Source organism: Enterobacter sp. Taxon_8 (genome assembly GCF_058354585.1).
Window position 1 is genome coordinate 1,122,977 of the sequence record NZ_CM177989.1, and the last position, 16,880, is coordinate 1,139,856.

10 protein-coding genes are annotated in these 16,880 nt (G+C 57.1%); all 10 read left to right on the forward strand.

What is annotated here, in order from left to right:
- Positions 1-175: 175 nt before the first annotated feature.
- Positions 176-5,128, forward strand: a complete 4,953-nt coding sequence (locus AC4IBF_RS05410) for an alpha-2-macroglobulin family protein (RefSeq protein ID WP_491463185.1) — start codon at positions 176-178, stop codon at positions 5,126-5,128.
- Between the two features lies 1 nt (position 5,129).
- The gene (gene pbpC / locus AC4IBF_RS05415) at positions 5,130-7,454 is read left to right on the forward strand and encodes a peptidoglycan glycosyltransferase PbpC (protein ID WP_491463186.1); all 2,325 of its coding nucleotides are present in this window, start codon (positions 5,130-5,132) and stop codon (positions 7,452-7,454) included.
- A gap of 156 nt (positions 7,455-7,610) precedes the next feature.
- Complete coding sequence (gene ndk / locus AC4IBF_RS05420) at positions 7,611-8,042, forward strand: nucleoside-diphosphate kinase (protein ID WP_003860625.1); 432 nt, start codon at positions 7,611-7,613, stop codon at positions 8,040-8,042.
- A 169-nt stretch (positions 8,043-8,211) separates the two neighbouring features.
- Positions 8,212-9,378, forward strand: a complete 1,167-nt coding sequence (gene rlmN, locus AC4IBF_RS05425; protein WP_014171168.1) for a dual-specificity RNA methyltransferase RlmN — start codon at positions 8,212-8,214, stop codon at positions 9,376-9,378.
- A gap of 292 nt (positions 9,379-9,670) precedes the next feature.
- On the forward strand, positions 9,671-10,684 hold the full coding sequence (rodZ, locus tag AC4IBF_RS05430) for a cytoskeleton protein RodZ (RefSeq protein WP_115875999.1): 1,014 nt from the start codon (positions 9,671-9,673) through the stop codon (positions 10,682-10,684).
- Positions 10,685-10,710: 26 nt separating this feature from the next.
- Complete coding sequence (ispG, locus tag AC4IBF_RS05435; RefSeq protein WP_133294915.1) at positions 10,711-11,829, forward strand: flavodoxin-dependent (E)-4-hydroxy-3-methylbut-2-enyl-diphosphate synthase; 1,119 nt, start codon at positions 10,711-10,713, stop codon at positions 11,827-11,829.
- A gap of 80 nt (positions 11,830-11,909) precedes the next feature.
- A complete protein-coding gene (hisS, locus tag AC4IBF_RS05440; RefSeq protein ID WP_032622984.1) occupies positions 11,910-13,184 on the forward strand; it encodes a histidine--tRNA ligase in 1,275 nt (424 codons plus the stop codon).
- A 13-nt stretch (positions 13,185-13,197) separates the two neighbouring features.
- A complete protein-coding gene (locus AC4IBF_RS05445; RefSeq protein ID WP_047173886.1) occupies positions 13,198-13,818 on the forward strand; it encodes a YfgM family protein in 621 nt (206 codons plus the stop codon).
- Between the two features lie 10 nt (positions 13,819-13,828).
- Positions 13,829-15,007: an outer membrane protein assembly factor BamB gene (gene bamB, locus AC4IBF_RS05450; protein WP_008502135.1), complete on the forward strand. Its 1,179-nt coding sequence runs from the start codon at positions 13,829-13,831 to the stop codon at positions 15,005-15,007.
- Positions 15,008-15,119: 112 nt separating this feature from the next.
- Positions 15,120-16,595 carry a ribosome biogenesis GTPase Der gene (gene der / locus AC4IBF_RS05455; RefSeq protein ID WP_127731952.1) on the forward strand — a complete coding sequence of 492 codons (1,476 nt, stop codon included), beginning with the start codon at positions 15,120-15,122 and terminating at the stop codon, positions 16,593-16,595.
- Positions 16,596-16,880: the final 285 nt, after the last annotated feature.

Consider the following 16,880-nt stretch of genomic DNA (forward strand, 5'->3'; position numbering starts at 1 on the left):
AAAGTAACATGTGACGTTATGTCTTGTGATCGTGGTTCCATCACGGCGTAGCGGCGTGATGCCATTCTGCGAGGCGCTTTCCAGACTCTAAAATTGGACTTTTTGAATTAATGAAACTTGCGGATAATACTTATCCGGACGACGACCAACAGGCCCCCTGGGCCAGGGACAAAGGATGAAACCGTTTCGCTTAGCCGCGCTCTCTCTTGCGCTGCTTACCACGTTTACGCTTGTCGGCTGTGATAACAGCGACGATAAATCTCAGGCTGCGGCTCCCGCGGCATCCACCGCATCCACACCAAAAGCCGCGGAAAAGCCCAATGCTGAAACGCTGGCTAAACTGGCCGCCCAGAGTCAGGGAAAAGCGCTGACCTTGCTGGATGCCTCTGAAGTCCAGCTAGACGGTGCTGCCACGCTGGTGCTGACCTTTTCTGTTCCGCTGAATCCTGAACAGGATTTCGCGAAAACAGTGCATGTCGTGGATAAGAAAAGCGGCAAGGTTGACGGGGCGTGGGAACTTGCGCCTAACCTGAAAGAGCTTCGCCTGCGCCATCTGGAGCCTAACCGCAACCTGGTCGTCACCGTTGAACCTGGCCTGCAGGCGCTGAACAAAGCGACGTTTGGTACTGATTATGAGAAAGCCCTGACCACCCGGGACGTTGAACCCACCGTCGGTTTTGCCAGCCGCGGCTCGCTGCTGCCGGGTAAAGTGGTGGAAGGTCTGCCGGTTATGGCGCTCAACGTCAACAATGTCGATGTCAACTTTTACCGCGTGAAGCCTGAATCGTTGGCCTCCCTTGTTAGTCAGTGGGAGTACCGTAACTCGCTGACCAACTGGGAATCCGACAACCTGCTGAAGATGGCGGAACTGGTTTACACCGGTCGATTCGATCTTAATCCGGCGCGCAACACGCGCGAAAAATTGCTATTGCCTCTGAAGGATATTAAACCGCTCCAGCAGTCTGGCGTTTATATCGCGGTCATGAACCAGGCCGGGCACTACAACTACAGCAACGCCGCGACGCTCTTTACCTTAAGCGATATTGGACTGTCCGCTCACCGTTATCATAACCGCCTGGACATCTTCACCCAGAGCCTGGAAAACGGGGCGGCGCAGTCCGGGGTTACCGTTACCCTGCTTAATGACAAAGGGCAGACCCTTGCCGAAGCAAACAGCGATGCCGACGGCCATGCGAAGCTTGAAACCGACAAAGAGGCCGCGCTGATCCTGGCCAGCAAAGACGGCCAGACCACGCTGCTTGACCTCAAGCTACCGGCGCTCGATCTGGCGGAGTTCGATATTGCCGGTAGCCCCGGCTACAGCAAGCAGTTCTTTATGTTTGGCCCGCGCGATCTCTACCGCCCGGGTGAAACGGTGATCCTCAACGGCCTGCTGCGCGATAGTGACGGTAAGCCACTTCCGGATCAGCCCGTGAAGCTTGACGTGCTGCGTCCGGATGGACAGGTCGCGCGTACCATTGTCGTCAAGCCAGAGAACGGGCTCTATCGCTTTAACTATACGCTGGACAGCGGAGCGCAGACCGGCATGTGGCATATACGCGCCAACACGGGCGATAACCTGCAGCGTCTGTGGGACTTCCATGTCGAAGACTTCATGCCAGAGCGCATGGCGCTCAACCTGAGCGGACAAAAAACGCCTCTATCACCGCAGGATAACGTCGACTTTAACGTGGTGGGCTATTACCTGTATGGCGCACCGGCCAACGGTAATTCTCTGCAGGGCCAGCTTTTCCTGCGTCCGCTGCGTGACGCGGTGTCTGCGCTGCCGGGCTTCCAGTTTGGCGATATCGCCGAAGAGAACCTGAGCCGCAGCCTGGATGAAGTGCAGCTTACGCTCGATGAGCAGGGGCGTGGGCAGGTTTCTACCGAAAGCCAGTGGAAAGAGGTGCATTCTCCGCTGCAGCTGATATTGCAGGCCAGCCTGCTGGAGTCCGGCGGCCGTCCGGTAACGCGTCGTGCTGAGCAGGCTATCTGGCCGGCGGCTGAGTTGCCGGGGATTCGTCCTCAGTTCGCCAGTAAAGCCGTTTATGACTACCGCACCGATACCACCGTCAACCAACCGATTGTTGACGAGAACGGCAACGCCAGCTTCGACATCGTGTATGCCGATGCCAGCGGAGCGAAAAAAGCGGTTTCCGGGTTACAGGTTCGTCTGATTCGCGAGCGTCGGGACTACTTCTGGAACTGGTCTGAGAGCGAAGGCTGGCAGTCTCAGTTCGATCAGAAAGACCTGGTCGAGGGCGAGCAGGAGCTAACTCTCAAGGCCGATGAGACGGGTAAAGTCACCTTCCCGGTGGAGTGGGGCTCTTATCGTCTGGAGGTGAAAGCGCCTGATGAGATGGTCAGCAGCGTGCGCTTCTGGGCGGGGTACAGCTGGCAGGATAACAGTGACGGCACCGGAGCTGCACGCCCTGATCGCGTGACGCTGAAGCTGGATAAGCCAGCCTATCAGCCAGGCGATACCATCAACCTGCACATTGCAGCGCCGGCCGCAGGCAAGGGCTATGCGATGATCGAATCCAGCGAAGGGCCGCTGTGGTGGAAGGAGATCGACGTACCGGCAAACGGGCTTGATCTCGCTATCCCGGTCGACAAAGCCTGGAAACGTCACGATCTTTATCTGAGTACGCTGGTGGTGCGTCCTGGGGATAAATCAAAATCCGCTACGCCGAAACGCGCGGTCGGCCTGCTGCATCTGCCGATGGGCGACGAAAACCGTCGCCTGAATATTGCGCTCGATAACCCACAGAAAATGCGTCCAAACCAGACGCTCTCGGTGAAGGTGAAAGCCAGCGTGAAAGAGGGGGCCGTGCCGCAGAAGGTGAACGTCCTGGTATCGGCGGTGGACAGCGGCGTGCTGAACATTACCGATTACGTGACGCCTGATCCCTGGCAGGCTTTCTTTGGTCAGAAGCGCTACGGCGCGGATATCTACGACATTTATGGCCAGGTCATTGAAGGGCAGGGCCGCCTGGCCGCGCTGCGCTTCGGTGGCGATGGGGATGAACTGAAGCGCGGCGGCAAACCGCCGGTGAACCACGTCACCATCATTGCCCAGCAGGCACAGCCGGTCACGCTGGATGCCAACGGGGAAGGCACGATTACGCTGCCGATTGGAGACTTCAACGGTGAGCTGCGTCTGATGGCGCAGGCCTGGACGGAGGACGATTTCGGTAGCAGTGAAAGCAAGATTATTGTGGCCGCGCCGGTTATTACCGAGCTTAATACCCCACGCTTCCTGGCAAGTGGGGACACCTCACGCCTGACGCTGGATCTAACCAACCTGACCGACCAGCCGCAAACGCTGAACGTTGCCCTGACCGCAACAGGCAAATTATCGCTGGAAGGCGGGCAGCCGCAGCCGGTGCAACTGCCTCCGGGGGCACGAACCACCCTCTTTATTCCGGTGCGTGCGCTGGAAGGCTATGGTGACGGTGAGGTGACAGCACAGGTTACCGGCCTGCAGCTTCCGGGCGAGACCTTTGCGCCACAGCAGAAGAGCTGGAAAATCGGCGTGCGTCCGGCGTTCCCGGCGCAGACGGTCAATACCGGTGCCATGCTGAACCCTGGCGAATCCTGGACCGCACCGGCGCAGCACAGTAACGGTTTCTCTCCTGCCACCCTGCAGGGGCAACTGCTGCTGAGCGGAAAACCACCGCTCAACCTGGCGCGCTACATTCGTGAGCTGCAGGCCTATCCGTATGGCTGCCTGGAGCAGACCGCCAGCGGCCTGTTCCCGTCGCTCTACACCAACGCGGCGCAGCTTACTGCACTTGGCATCAAGGGCGACACCGATGACAAGCGCCGTGCCGCCATTGATATCGGTATTTCCCGTCTGCTGCAGATGCAGCGTGAAGACGGCGGGTTCGCGCTGTGGGATAAAAACGGTCCGGAAGAGTACTGGCTGACGGCCTACGTGACCGACTTCCTGGTGCGCGCGGGCGAGCAGGGTTACAGCGTACCTGCCGATGCGGTGAATAACGCCAATAGCCGCCTGCTGCGCTACCTGCAGGATCCGGGCATGATGTCCATTCGCTACAGCGACGATACTCAGGCCAGTAAATTTGCCGTGCAGGCCTATGCCGCTCTGGTGCTGGCACGTCAGCAAAAAGCACCGCTGGGCGCGCTGCGTGAAATCTGGGAACGTCACGCTCAGGCGGCGTCCGGGCTACCGCTGATGCAGCTGGGCATGGCGCTCAAGCTGATGGGCGATGCGCCGCGCAGCCAGCAGGCGCTGGATCTGGCGCTCAAAACACCGCGTAACGACAGCAAAACCTGGATGGCCGATTACGGCAGCCAGCTTCGCGATAACGCGCTGATGCTCTCCCTGCTGGAGGAGTACAAGCTGCTGCCGGATGCGCAGAATACGCTGCTGAATGCTCTGTCTGAACAGGCCTTCAGCCAGCGCTGGCTGTCAACGCAGGAGAGCAACGCGCTGTTCCTGGCCGGACGTTCGCTGCAAACCTTGTCCGGTACATGGCAGGCGAAAACCTCTCTGTCTGAGACCGCATCAGGCGGCGATAAGTCACTGGTACAAAACGTGAGCGGCGACCAGCTTGGCGCGCTGCAGGTGACCAATACCGGCACGACTCCGCTGTGGGTGCGTCTGGACAGCACCGGATATCCGGAATACGCCCCTCAGCCGAGCGCGAACGTGCTGCAGGTTGAACGTCATGTCCTGGCAACCGACGGCAGTACTAAATCACTCTCTTCCCTGAAGAGCGGTGAGCTTGTGCTGGTGTGGCTGGAAGTTAAAGCCAGCCAGAACGTGCCGGATGCGCTGGTGGTGGATCTCCTCCCTGCGGGTCTGGAGCTGGAAAACCAGAACCTGGCAAGCAGCAGCGCCAGCCTGCAGGACAGCGGTAGCGAAGTACAGAACCTGCTCAGCCAGATGCAGCAGGCGGACATTCAGCATATGGAATTCCGCGACGACCGCTTTGTGGCCGCCGTGCCGGTAAATGAAGGTCAGCCAGTCACGCTGGTCTATCTGGCGCGCGCCGTGACGCCGGGAACCTACCAGGTGCCGGTTCCGATGGTCGAGTCCATGTATGTGCCGCAGTGGCGGGCAACGGGGGCGGCCAGTGGCCCGCTGATTGTTGTTCCGTAATATGCGAATGGCACGTTTGACACGCTCCCGCTGGCTCTGGCTGGCGGGAGCGCTTCTCGTTTTATGGGGGCTAATTGTCGCCGCCGACCGCCTGTGGCCGTTGCCTCTGAAAGAGGTTAACCCTGCCCGGGTGGTGGTGGATGAGAAGGGCACGCCGCTCTGGCGTTTTGCCGATAGCGATGGGATCTGGCGCTATCCGGTGACGATCGAAGAGGTATCTCCCCGTTATCTTGAGGCGCTGATCCAGTATGAAGATCGCTGGTTCTGGGATCACCCCGGCGTAAACCCGCTTTCTGTTCTACGCGCTGCCTGGCAGGATCTCACTTCCGGAAGAGTGGTTTCTGGCGGCAGCACGCTCACCATGCAGGTCGCGCGACTGCTGGACCCGCATCCGCGCACCGTTGGCGGCAAAATTCGCCAGCTCTGGCGGGCGATGCAGCTGGAGTGGCATCTTTCCAAGCGTGAGATCCTCACGCTCTATCTCAACCGCGCCCCGTTTGGCGGTACGCTGCAGGGTGTGGGGGCTGCAAGCTGGACGTATCTGGGCAAGCCGCCGTCGCAGCTCAGCTATTCCGACGCGGCGCTGCTGGCGGTGCTGCCGCAGGCACCGAGTCGTTTACGCCCGGACCGCTGGCCTGAACGGGCCGAAGCGGCGCGCAACAAAGTGCTCGACCGCATGGCGACGCAGGGCGTCTGGTCCGCAAAGCAGGTTAAAGAATCCCGTGAAGAATCAGTATGGCTGGCGCCCCGGCAGATGCCGCAGCTGGCACCGCTCTTTGCGCGCATGATGCTCGGCAAAAGTCGCGACACGAAAATAGTCACCACGCTGGATGCCGGACTGCAGCGGCAGCTGGAAGAGCTGGCGATGAACTGGAAATCCCGCCTGCCGGCGCGCAGCTCGCTGGCGATGATCGTGGTCGATCATACCGATATGAAAGTGCGCGGTTGGGTGGGGTCGGTGGATATCAACGATGACACGCGTTTCAGCCACGTAGATATGGTCAATGCGATCCGATCGCCGGGATCGGTGTTAAAACCCTTTATCTACGGCATGGCGCTTGATGATGGCCTGATCCATCCCGCCTCGCTGCTTCAGGACGTTCCCAGAAAAACCGGTGATTATCGTCCCGGGAATTTTGACAGCGGCTTTCATGGACCGGTCAGCATGAGTGAAGCGCTGGTGCGCTCCCTCAACCTGCCTGCCGTTCAGGTGCTGGAAGCCTACGGACCAAAACGATTTGCCGGGATGCTGAGCAATGCAGGCTTGCCGCTGATCCTGCCCGCGGGGGCGCAGCCAAATCTGTCTCTGATCCTCGGCGGGGCAGGCGCGCGGCTGGCAGATATCGCCGCTGCCTACAGCGCCTTTGCCCGACACGGTAGAGCGGGAAGGCTGCGCCTGCAGCCGGGCGATCCGCTGACTGAACGTCCGCTGTTATCACCGGGCTCGGCGTGGATTATTCGCCGTATTCTGGCCAGTGAAGCGCAGCCGCTGCCGGATAATGCGCTACCGCAGGTTGCGCCGCTGGCGTGGAAAACCGGCACCAGCTACGGCTACCGTGATGCCTGGGCCATCGGTCTGAATGCCCGTTACGTGATAGGCATCTGGACCGGGCGACCGGACGGCACGCCCGTGGCGGGACAGTTTGGGTTTGCCAGTGCGGTGCCGCTATTAAACCAGGTCAATAACCTGCTTCAGTCGCGCTCAACGGTAGACGAAGCCCGCCTGCCGCGCGATCCGCGTCCGGCAAGCGTCGGGCGGGGCGTGATCTGCTGGCCGGGCGGCCAGTCGCTGCCTGAAGGCAGTGAAAACTGTCGACGTCGCCTGTCGACCTGGCTGCTGGATGGGAGTGAACCGCCCACGCTGCTCTTGCCCGAACAGGAAGGCATACGCGGGATCCGTTTCCCGGTCTGGCTGGATAAATCAGGTAAACGCGTGGCGGCAGATTGCCCGGATGCTACAGAGAAGATCCTGGATGTCTGGCCGCTGCCGCTGGAGCCGTGGCTGCCCGCAACCGAGCGTCGTGCGGTACGGGTCCCTCCTTCATCAACAACCTGTCCTCCGCTGTCGCAGGACGCACCTGCGCCACTCATTCTGACCGGCGTGCGTGAAGGGGCCGTCATCAAACGTCTGCCAGGGGAACCCCGCGTTTCGCTGCCGCTTCAGGCGACCGGCAATAGCGGTGAGCGCTGGTGGTTTTTGAACGGTGAACCGCTGAATGTGAAGGGGAGAGTTTACACATTACAGCTTGATAAACCGGGTGATTATCAGTTACTCGTTATGGATGAGACCGGGCAGGTCGCGACGGTGAATTTTACGCTGCAGTGACCTGAAAAAAGCTTTCTGATGTGAGCTGTTGCTAAAACTCGTCTTATTTTAAAAAAATGTTACCTGAATCCATAGGCAATGGCGCCATTGCTCATTATAATCCGCGCCACACCATACTCAGGTATGCAAAACAACAGAACATTGACAGAGGTTATCATGGCTATTGAACGTACTTTTTCCATCATCAAACCAAACGCGGTGGCAAAAAACGTTATTGGCAGCATCTTCGCTCGCTTTGAATCTGCAGGGTTCAAAATTGTTGGCACCAAAATGCTGCACCTGACCGTTGAGCAGGCTCGCGGCTTCTACGCTGAGCACGAAGGTCGCCCATTCTTTGACGGCCTGGTTGAGTTCATGACCTCCGGTCCAATCGTGGTCTCCGTGCTGGAAGGCGAAAACGCAGTGCAGCGTCACCGCGATCTGCTGGGCGCAACCAACCCGGACAACGCGCTGGCTGGTACTCTGCGCGCTGATTATGCAGACAGCTTCACCGAGAACGGCACCCACGGTTCTGACTCTGTTGAATCTGCTGCACGCGAAATCGCTTTCTTCTTCGCTGAAGGCGAAGTGTGTCCACGTACCCGTTAATTTAACGGTTTCGTTTACACATTATTTTCGTAAATGCCGCGTCCAGACGTGGCATCCCTGCGCCAGACTTTGTACAATGCAACGCCCCGGACGAGCAGACCGCTTTCCGGGGCGTTTCTATTCAACCCTCCATGGGCCATAACGTGTAACAACGAGGCCGGTAAATATTATGTCTGAATTAGTGAATACCTCCGAAGTCGCCATTCCTGCGGTTCCCAATAAAAATGGAAAAATCAACCTGCTGGATCTGAACCGTCAGCAGATGCGCGAGTTCTTTAAAGAGATGGGCGAAAAGCCGTTTCGTGCCGATCAGGTCATGAAGTGGATGTACCATTACTGCAGCGACAATTTTGATGACATGACTGACATCAACAAGGTCCTGCGCAACAAGCTCAAAGAAGTGGCTGAAATCCGCGCACCAGAAGTGGTGGAAGAGCAGCGCTCCGCTGATGGCACCATCAAATGGGCGATTGCGGTCGGCGATCAGCGCGTTGAAACCGTCTACATTCCGGAAGAAGACCGCGCTACGCTGTGCGTCTCCTCCCAGGTTGGCTGCGCGCTGGAGTGCAAATTCTGCTCAACCGCGCAGCAAGGCTTTAACCGTAACCTGCGCGTTTCAGAAATTATCGGCCAGGTCTGGCGTGCCGCGAAAATCGTGGGCGCGGCAAAAGTAACCGGCACGCGCCCTATCACCAACGTGGTGATGATGGGGATGGGTGAGCCGCTGCTGAACCTGACCAACGTCGTTCCGGCGATGGAAATCATGCTGGATGACTTCGGTTTTGGTCTGTCCAAGCGTCGCGTCACGCTGTCTACTTCTGGCGTTGTGCCGGCGCTGGACAAGCTTGGCGACATGATTGACGTCGCGCTGGCGATCTCCCTGCACGCGCCAAACGATGAAATTCGTGACGAAATTGTGCCGATCAACAAAAAGTACAATATCGAAACATTCCTCGCTGCGGTGCGTCGCTACCTGGAGAAATCCAACGCCAACCAGGGCCGCGTCACTATCGAGTACGTGATGCTTGACCACGTCAACGACGGTACTGAACATGCGCATCAGCTGGCTGAATTGCTGAAAGATACGCCATGCAAAATCAACCTGATTCCATGGAACCCGTTCCCGGGCGCGCCGTATGGCCGTAGCTCGAACAGCCGTATCGACCGTTTCTCCAAGGTGCTGATGGAATATGGTTTCACCACCATCGTGCGTAAAACCCGTGGTGATGACATTGATGCCGCATGCGGACAGCTGGCGGGCGATGTTATTGACCGTACCAAACGTACCCTGCGTAAACGCATGCAGGGCGAGACGATCGCGGTTAAAGCTGTTTGATTATTATGCACTCACGGCGCATTATCTGCGCCGTGAAGCATAGTCTTATGAATAATCAGTCAGATTCGTGATGACTGATCAATAATTACGGTGCGTTTCATCCGACTTTCGGGCAGTATGTAACGACGTAACAACAGTTTAGCCGTACGGGCAGGGCTGTACTGTCATCTCCGGGCTGACAGTCTTATACTCTCTGTTCAAGGTTAACTGACCAGAAGTTTCGCGGTGCGGGTGGCATTGTGACTCACCGGCGCCTGAACCCTTATTTTTCACGTACCAGTAGTTGTAGCGAATGAATACTGAAGCCACTCACGACCAACATGAAGCACTCTCCACTGGCGTTCGTCTTCGCAACGCCCGTGAACAACTCGGACTCAGCCAGCAAGCCGTTGCGGAACGCTTGTGCCTGAAGGTTTCCACGGTTCGCGATATTGAAGAAGATAAGGCGCCTGCCGATCTGGCTTCAACGTTCTTGCGCGGTTATATCCGCTCTTACGCAAAACTGGTGCATATCCCCGAAAACGAATTACTGCCAATGATGGAGAAGCAGGCGCCGGTCCGTGCAGCAAAAGTTGCGCCGATGCAGACTTTCTCTCTGGGGAAACGTCGTAAAAAACGTGACGGCTGGCTGATGAGCTTTACATGGCTTGTGCTGTTTGTGGTGATCGGTCTGACCGGTGCATGGTGGTGGCAAAACCACAAGGCGCAGCAGGAAGAGATCACCACCATGGCCGATCAATCATCCGCCGAACTCAACCAGGCCGGAAATGATAACGCCCAGAGCGTGCCGCTGAATACCGACGGTGCGGCGTCTTCCAGCGAACCACAGACCGCAGCGCCAGACGCGTCTGCAACCGGTGCGGCACAGGCTCCTGCAGCAACGGCTGACACCGCTGCGCCGCAGGCTCAGGATCAAAACGCGGTTGTTGCCCCTTCTCAGGCAAATGTTGATACGGCGGCGAACGCGCCTGCGGCTACTCAGCCTGCAGACAATACCGCAGCGTCTTTGCCAACCAGCCCGGCGGGTACGGCGACAGCAGCCGATCCTAACGCACTGGTGATGAACTTCAGCGCCGACTGCTGGCTGGAAGTTACTGACGCGACAGGTAAAAAACTGTTCAGCGGCCTGCAGCGTAAAGATGGCACGTTAAATCTAATCGGCCAGGCTCCTTATAAACTTAAAATCGGCGCTCCGGCAGCGGTACAGATCCAGTATCAAGGAAAACCTGTCGACCTGAGCCGCTTTATCAGAACTAACCAGGTTGCACGTCTTACCGTTAATGCCGAACAATCAGCAGCACAGTAACAGACGGGCAACGCGGGAGATTTTTCATGCATAACCAGGCTCCGATTCAACGTAGAAAATCGAAACGGATTTACGTTGGGAATGTGCCAATCGGCGATGGGGCACCTATCGCCGTTCAGTCAATGACCAACACGCGCACCACCGATGTGGAAGCGACGGTCAACCAAATCAAAGCATTAGAACGTGTAGGCGCGGACATTGTTCGCGTCTCCGTCCCGACCATGGATGCCGCTGAGGCGTTCAAACTGATCAAACAGCAGGTCAGCGTTCCGCTGGTGGCGGATATTCACTTCGACTACCGCATCGCACTGAAAGTGGCCGAATACGGCGTCGATTGCCTGCGTATTAACCCGGGCAACATCGGTAACGAAGAGCGTATCCGCATGGTCGTGGACTGCGCCCGCGATAAAAATATCCCTATCCGTATTGGCGTTAACGCCGGTTCCCTGGAAAAAGACCTGCAGGAAAAATACGGCGAGCCTACGCCACAGGCGCTGCTCGAATCCGCTATGCGTCACGTCGATCATCTCGATCGTCTCAACTTCGATCGGTTCAAAGTCAGCGTAAAAGCGTCCGACGTGTTCCTGGCGGTGGAGTCTTATCGCCTGCTGGCAAAGCAGATCGACCAGCCTCTGCACCTCGGGATCACCGAAGCGGGCGGTCTGCGCAGCGGCTCGGTAAAATCCGCGATCGGTCTTGGGCTACTGCTCTCAGAAGGGATTGGTGACACCCTGCGAGTCTCGCTGGCGGCCGATCCGGTCGAAGAGATCAAGGTCGGTTTCGATATCCTGAAGTCGCTGCGTATTCGCGCGCGTGGGATCAACTTCATTGCCTGCCCAACCTGTTCACGTCAGGAGTTTGATGTGATCGGGACGGTGAATGCCCTGGAGCAACGTCTGGAAGACATTATCACCCCGATGGACGTCTCCATCATCGGCTGTGTGGTAAACGGCCCGGGTGAAGCGCTGGTGTCAACCCTGGGCGTGACCGGCGGTAACAAGAAAAGTGGTCTCTATGAAGATGGCGTTCGTAAAGATCGTCTGGATAATAGCGACATGATCGACCAGCTTGAAGCCCGCATCCGCGCCAAAGCCGCCATGATGGACGAGACACAGCGTATCAGCATCCAGCAGGTTGAAAAATAACGTGATGGGAAGCGTGCCGCTTCCCATGTATGATTGAACCCATTCTTTGGGTTTTTTTTGTATATAGAAAGAGAATAAACGTGGCAAAAAACATTCAAGCCATCCGCGGCATGAACGATTATCTGCCTGGCGAAACCGCCATCTGGCAGCGCATTGAAGGCACGCTGAAGCAGGTGCTCGGCAGCTACGGTTACAGCGAAATCCGTTTGCCGATTGTAGAGCAGACCCCGTTATTCAAACGCGCGATCGGTGAAGTCACCGACGTGGTTGAAAAAGAGATGTACACCTTTGAGGACCGCAACGGCGACAGCCTGACCCTGCGTCCGGAAGGTACGGCGGGCTGCGTACGCGCCGGCATCGAACATGGTCTTCTGTACAATCAGGAGCAGCGCCTGTGGTATATCGGCCCGATGTTCCGCCACGAACGTCCTCAGAAAGGTCGTTATCGCCAGTTCAATCAGCTGGGTGTGGAAGTCTTTGGTCTGCAGGGCCCGGACATCGACGCCGAACTGATTATGCTGACCGCCCGCTGGTGGCGCGCCCTCGGTATCGCCGATCACGTTTCCCTTGAGCTGAACTCTATCGGTTCTCTGGAAGCCCGCGCTAACTACCGCGATGCGCTGGTGGCGTTCCTGGAACAGCATAAAGAGAAGCTGGACGAAGACTGCAAACGTCGCATGTACAGCAACCCGCTGCGCGTTCTGGATTCCAAAAACGCCGATGTTCAGGCTCTGCTGAACGATGCGCCTGCGCTGGGTGACTATCTGGATGAAGAATCTCGCGAACACTTCGCGGGCCTGTGCAAGCTCCTTGAAGCGGCTGGCATCGCCTACACCGTAAACCAGCGTTTGGTACGCGGTCTGGACTACTACAACCGTACCGTGTTTGAGTGGGTGACCACGAGCCTCGGCTCTCAGGGCACCGTGTGCGCGGGCGGTCGTTATGACGGTCTGGTAGAGCAACTTGGCGGTCGCGCAGCACCTGCTGTTGGCTTCGCGATGGGTCTTGAGCGACTTGTTTTGCTGGTTCAGGCAGTTAATCCGGAATTTAAAGCAGATTCCGTTGTCGATATATACCTGGTGGCCTCAGGCGCGGAAACGCAGTCTGCGGCGATGCAGCTTGCCGAACGCGTGCGCGATGCGCTGCCGGGCGTTAAGCTGATGACCAACCATGGCGGCGGCAACTTTAAAAAACAGTTTGCTCGTGCCGATAAGTGGGGCGCAAGTATTGCACTGGTGCTGGGTGAGTCCGAAGTGGCCAACGGCGAAGTGGTGGTGAAAGACCTGCGCTCTGGTGAGCAGACAACGGTAACGCAGGACGGCGTTGCGGCGCACTTGCGCACTCTATTGGGCTAAGGAGAAGGACTGCGTGGAAATTTACGAGAACGAACACGATCAGGTCGACGCGATTAAACGCTTCTTTGCTGAAAACGGCAAAGCGCTGGTTGTTGGGGTTATTTTAGGTGTCGGTGCGCTGGTGGGCTGGCGTTACTGGAACAATCATCAGGCGGATTCCGCGCGCGGCGCGTCCCTGTCCTATGAAAATACCGTGAGCGCAATTCGTGCCGATCAGCCGCAAACGCTGACTGCGGCAGAAAAGTTTGCGGCTGACAACAAAAACACCTACGGTGCACTGGCTGCGCTGGAAGTGGCTCAGCAGTACGTTGATAAGAACGAACTGGATAAAGCCGCTGCACAGCTGTCTCAGGGCCTTGCTGCCGCCAGTGATGAAAACCTGAAAGCGGTGATCAATCTGCGCCTGGCACGTATTCAGGTTCAGCAGAAGAAAGCTGACGATGCGCTGAAAACGCTCGATACCATCAAAGGCGAAGGCTTTGCTGCCATCGTTGCCGATCTGCGCGGTGAAGCACTGCTGAGCAAAGGTGACAAAGCGGGCGCGCGTAAAGCGTGGCAAGCTGGCGTAGAGAGCAATGCTTCACCTGCGCTGAGCGAAATGATGCAGATGAAAATAAATAATTTGTCCGTCTGAGAGGGACCCGATGCAATTGCGTAAATTACTTCTGCCAGGACTGCTTTCTGTTACGTTATTGAGTGGTTGTTCACTGTTCAGTGGCGAAGAAGACGTTGTGAAAATGTCCCCACTGCCGACGGTTGAAAACCAGTTTACCCCATCCACCGCGTGGGATGTCTCCGTGGGCAATGGGATTGGTGATTTCTATTCCAACCTTCATCCAGCGTATGCAGACAGCGTTGTCTATGCCGCTGACCGCAAAGGTACCGTGAAAGCGGTGAACGCCGATGACGGGAAAGAAGTGTGGTCCGTTAACCTGGCGGAAAAAGACGGCTGGTTCTCCCGTAAGCCTGCACTGCTGTCTGGCGGTCTGACCGTTGCCGGTGGCCATGTTTACGTGGGCAGCGAAAAGGCGCAGGTGTATGCGCTGAACAGCAGCGACGGCTCCATTGCCTGGCAAACAACCGTGGCGGGTGAATCCCTCTCTCGTCCGGTGGTGAGCGACGGCCTGGTGCTGATTCATACCAGCAACGGCCAGCTGCAGGCGCTGAACGAAGCGGACGGCCTGGTGAAATGGACCGTTAACCTGGATATGCCTGCGCTCTCTCTGCGCGGCGAATCTGCCCCGGCTACCGCATTTGGTGCTGCCATTGTGGGCGGTGATAACGGTCGCGTGAGTGCCGTGCTGATGCAGCAGGGCCAGATGATCTGGCAGCAGCGTATCTCTCAGGCCACAGGCTCAACGGAAATTGACCGTCTGAGCGACGTGGATACAACGCCTGTTATCGTTAACGGTGTGGTTTACGCCCTGGCCTATAACGGCAACCTGACCGCGCTGGATCTGCGCAGCGGCCAGATCATGTGGAAACGTGAGCTGGGCTCGGTGAACGATTTCATCGTTGAGGGTAACCGTATTTATATGGTTGACCAGAACGACCGTCTGCTGGCCCTGAGCACCGAAGGCGGCGTAACGCTGTGGACGCAAAGCGACCTGCTGCACCGTCTGCTGACCGCACCGGCGCTGTACAACGGTAGCCTGGTTGTCGGCGACAGCGAAGGGTATATGCACTGGATCGATCCGGATAACGGCCGCTTTGTTGCGCAGCAAAAAGTCGACAGCTCCGGTTTCCTGACCGACCCGGTTGTGGCCGACGGCAAACTGCTGATTCAGGCAAAAGACGGCACGCTGTACGCGATCACGCGTTAATTACCCGGCGGTTGTAGTATACTAAACGGCTCCTGTTCACTCAGGAGCCGTTTTGACATTTTTAAAAACGCCGCGAAAGCGACGTTATTTTGAATTTTATGAGGCTTCAAACATGGTACCTGTGGTCGCGCTTGTCGGGCGCCCTAACGTTGGAAAATCCACTCTTTTTAACCGTTTAACACGCACCCGTGATGCGCTGGTTGCGGATTTCCCGGGGCTGACGCGTGACCGTAAGTACGGTCGTGCAGAGGTGGAAGGACGCGAGTTCATCTGTATTGATACCGGTGGTATTGACGGCACAGAAGACGGCGTGGAAACCCGCATGGCGGAACAGTCGCTGCTGGCGATTGAAGAAGCGGACGTGGTGCTGTTCATGGTGGATGCACGCGCTGGCCTGATGCCGGCGGACTCCGCAATCGCTAAACACCTGCGTTCACGCGAAAAACCAACCTTTCTGGTGGCGAACAAAACCGACGGCATCGATGCCGATCAGGCCATCGCGGATTTCTGGTCTCTGGGCCTGGGTGAAATCTATCCTATCGCGGCGTCGCATGGCCGTGGCGTTACCAGCCTGCTGGAAACCGTTCTGCTGCCGTGGGTTGACGAAGTGAACCCGCCGGAAGAGGTGGACGAAGACGCTGAATACTGGGCGCAGTTTGAAGACGCAGAAGAGGGCGAAGAAGAAGAGCCTGAAGACGACTTCAACCCGCAGGATCTGCCGATCAAGCTGGCTATCGTCGGTCGTCCAAACGTAGGTAAGTCTACGCTTACTAACCGTATTCTGGGCGAAGAGCGCGTGGTCGTTTATGACATGCCGGGGACCACCCGCGACAGCATCTACATCCCGATGCAGCGCGATGAGCGTGAATATGTTCTCATCGACACCGCCGGGGTGCGTAAGCGCGGGAAAATCACCGATGTGGTGGAGAAATTCTCCGTTATCAAAACCCTGCAGGCGATCGAAGATGCCAACGTCGTGCTGCTCGTCATCGACGCACGCGAAGGGATCTCCGATCAGGACCTCTCTCTGCTCGGCTTTATCCTTAATAGTGGGCGCTCACTGGTTATCGTGGTCAACAAATGGGATGGCCTGAGCAACGAGGTTCGTGAGCAGGTGAAAGAGACCCTCGACTTCCGTCTGGGCTTTATCGACTTTGCTCGCGTGCACTTCATCTCTGCGCTACACGGCAGCGGCGTGGGTAACCTGTTCGAATCCGTGCGCGAAGCTTACGACAGCTCCACCCGTCGTCAGAGCACCGCCATGCTGACCCGTATCATGAATATGGCTGCGGAAGACCATCAGCCGCCGCTGGTGCGCGGTCGTCGCGTGAAGCTGAAATACGCCCACGCCGGTGGTTATAACCCACCAATCGTGGTGATTCACGGCAACCAGGTGAAAGACCTGCCGGATTCCTACAAGCGCTACCTGATGAACTACTTCCGTAAATCGCTGGACGTGATGGGCACGCCTATCCGTATCCAGTTCAAGGAAGGGGAAAACCCGTTCGCCAATAAGCGCAACACCCTGACGCCAAACCAGATGCGTAAGCGTAAGCGCCTGATTAAGCACATTAAGAAAAGCAAATAAGCTTTGCTGCTCTCACGAAAGCCCGCGATGATCGCGGGCTTTTTTTTGCCCAATCATACCGCCGGTTATCTCTGTGTGAAGTCAATCACTATTCACTTTTAACCAAGTTTAAATCTAAGAAAGTAGACAATCGTCGAATTTTCATCTTAAAGTCCAGGGTCCGGTACTAGACAAAACTAGCGCCTGGTTATCAAATGGTTAACTAACTTTTCGCCGCATGTAAAAAATCGGCCAGATACGTAACTGGCCGGCGTACCTGCTGGTGTTTACAAGCACGACGACATA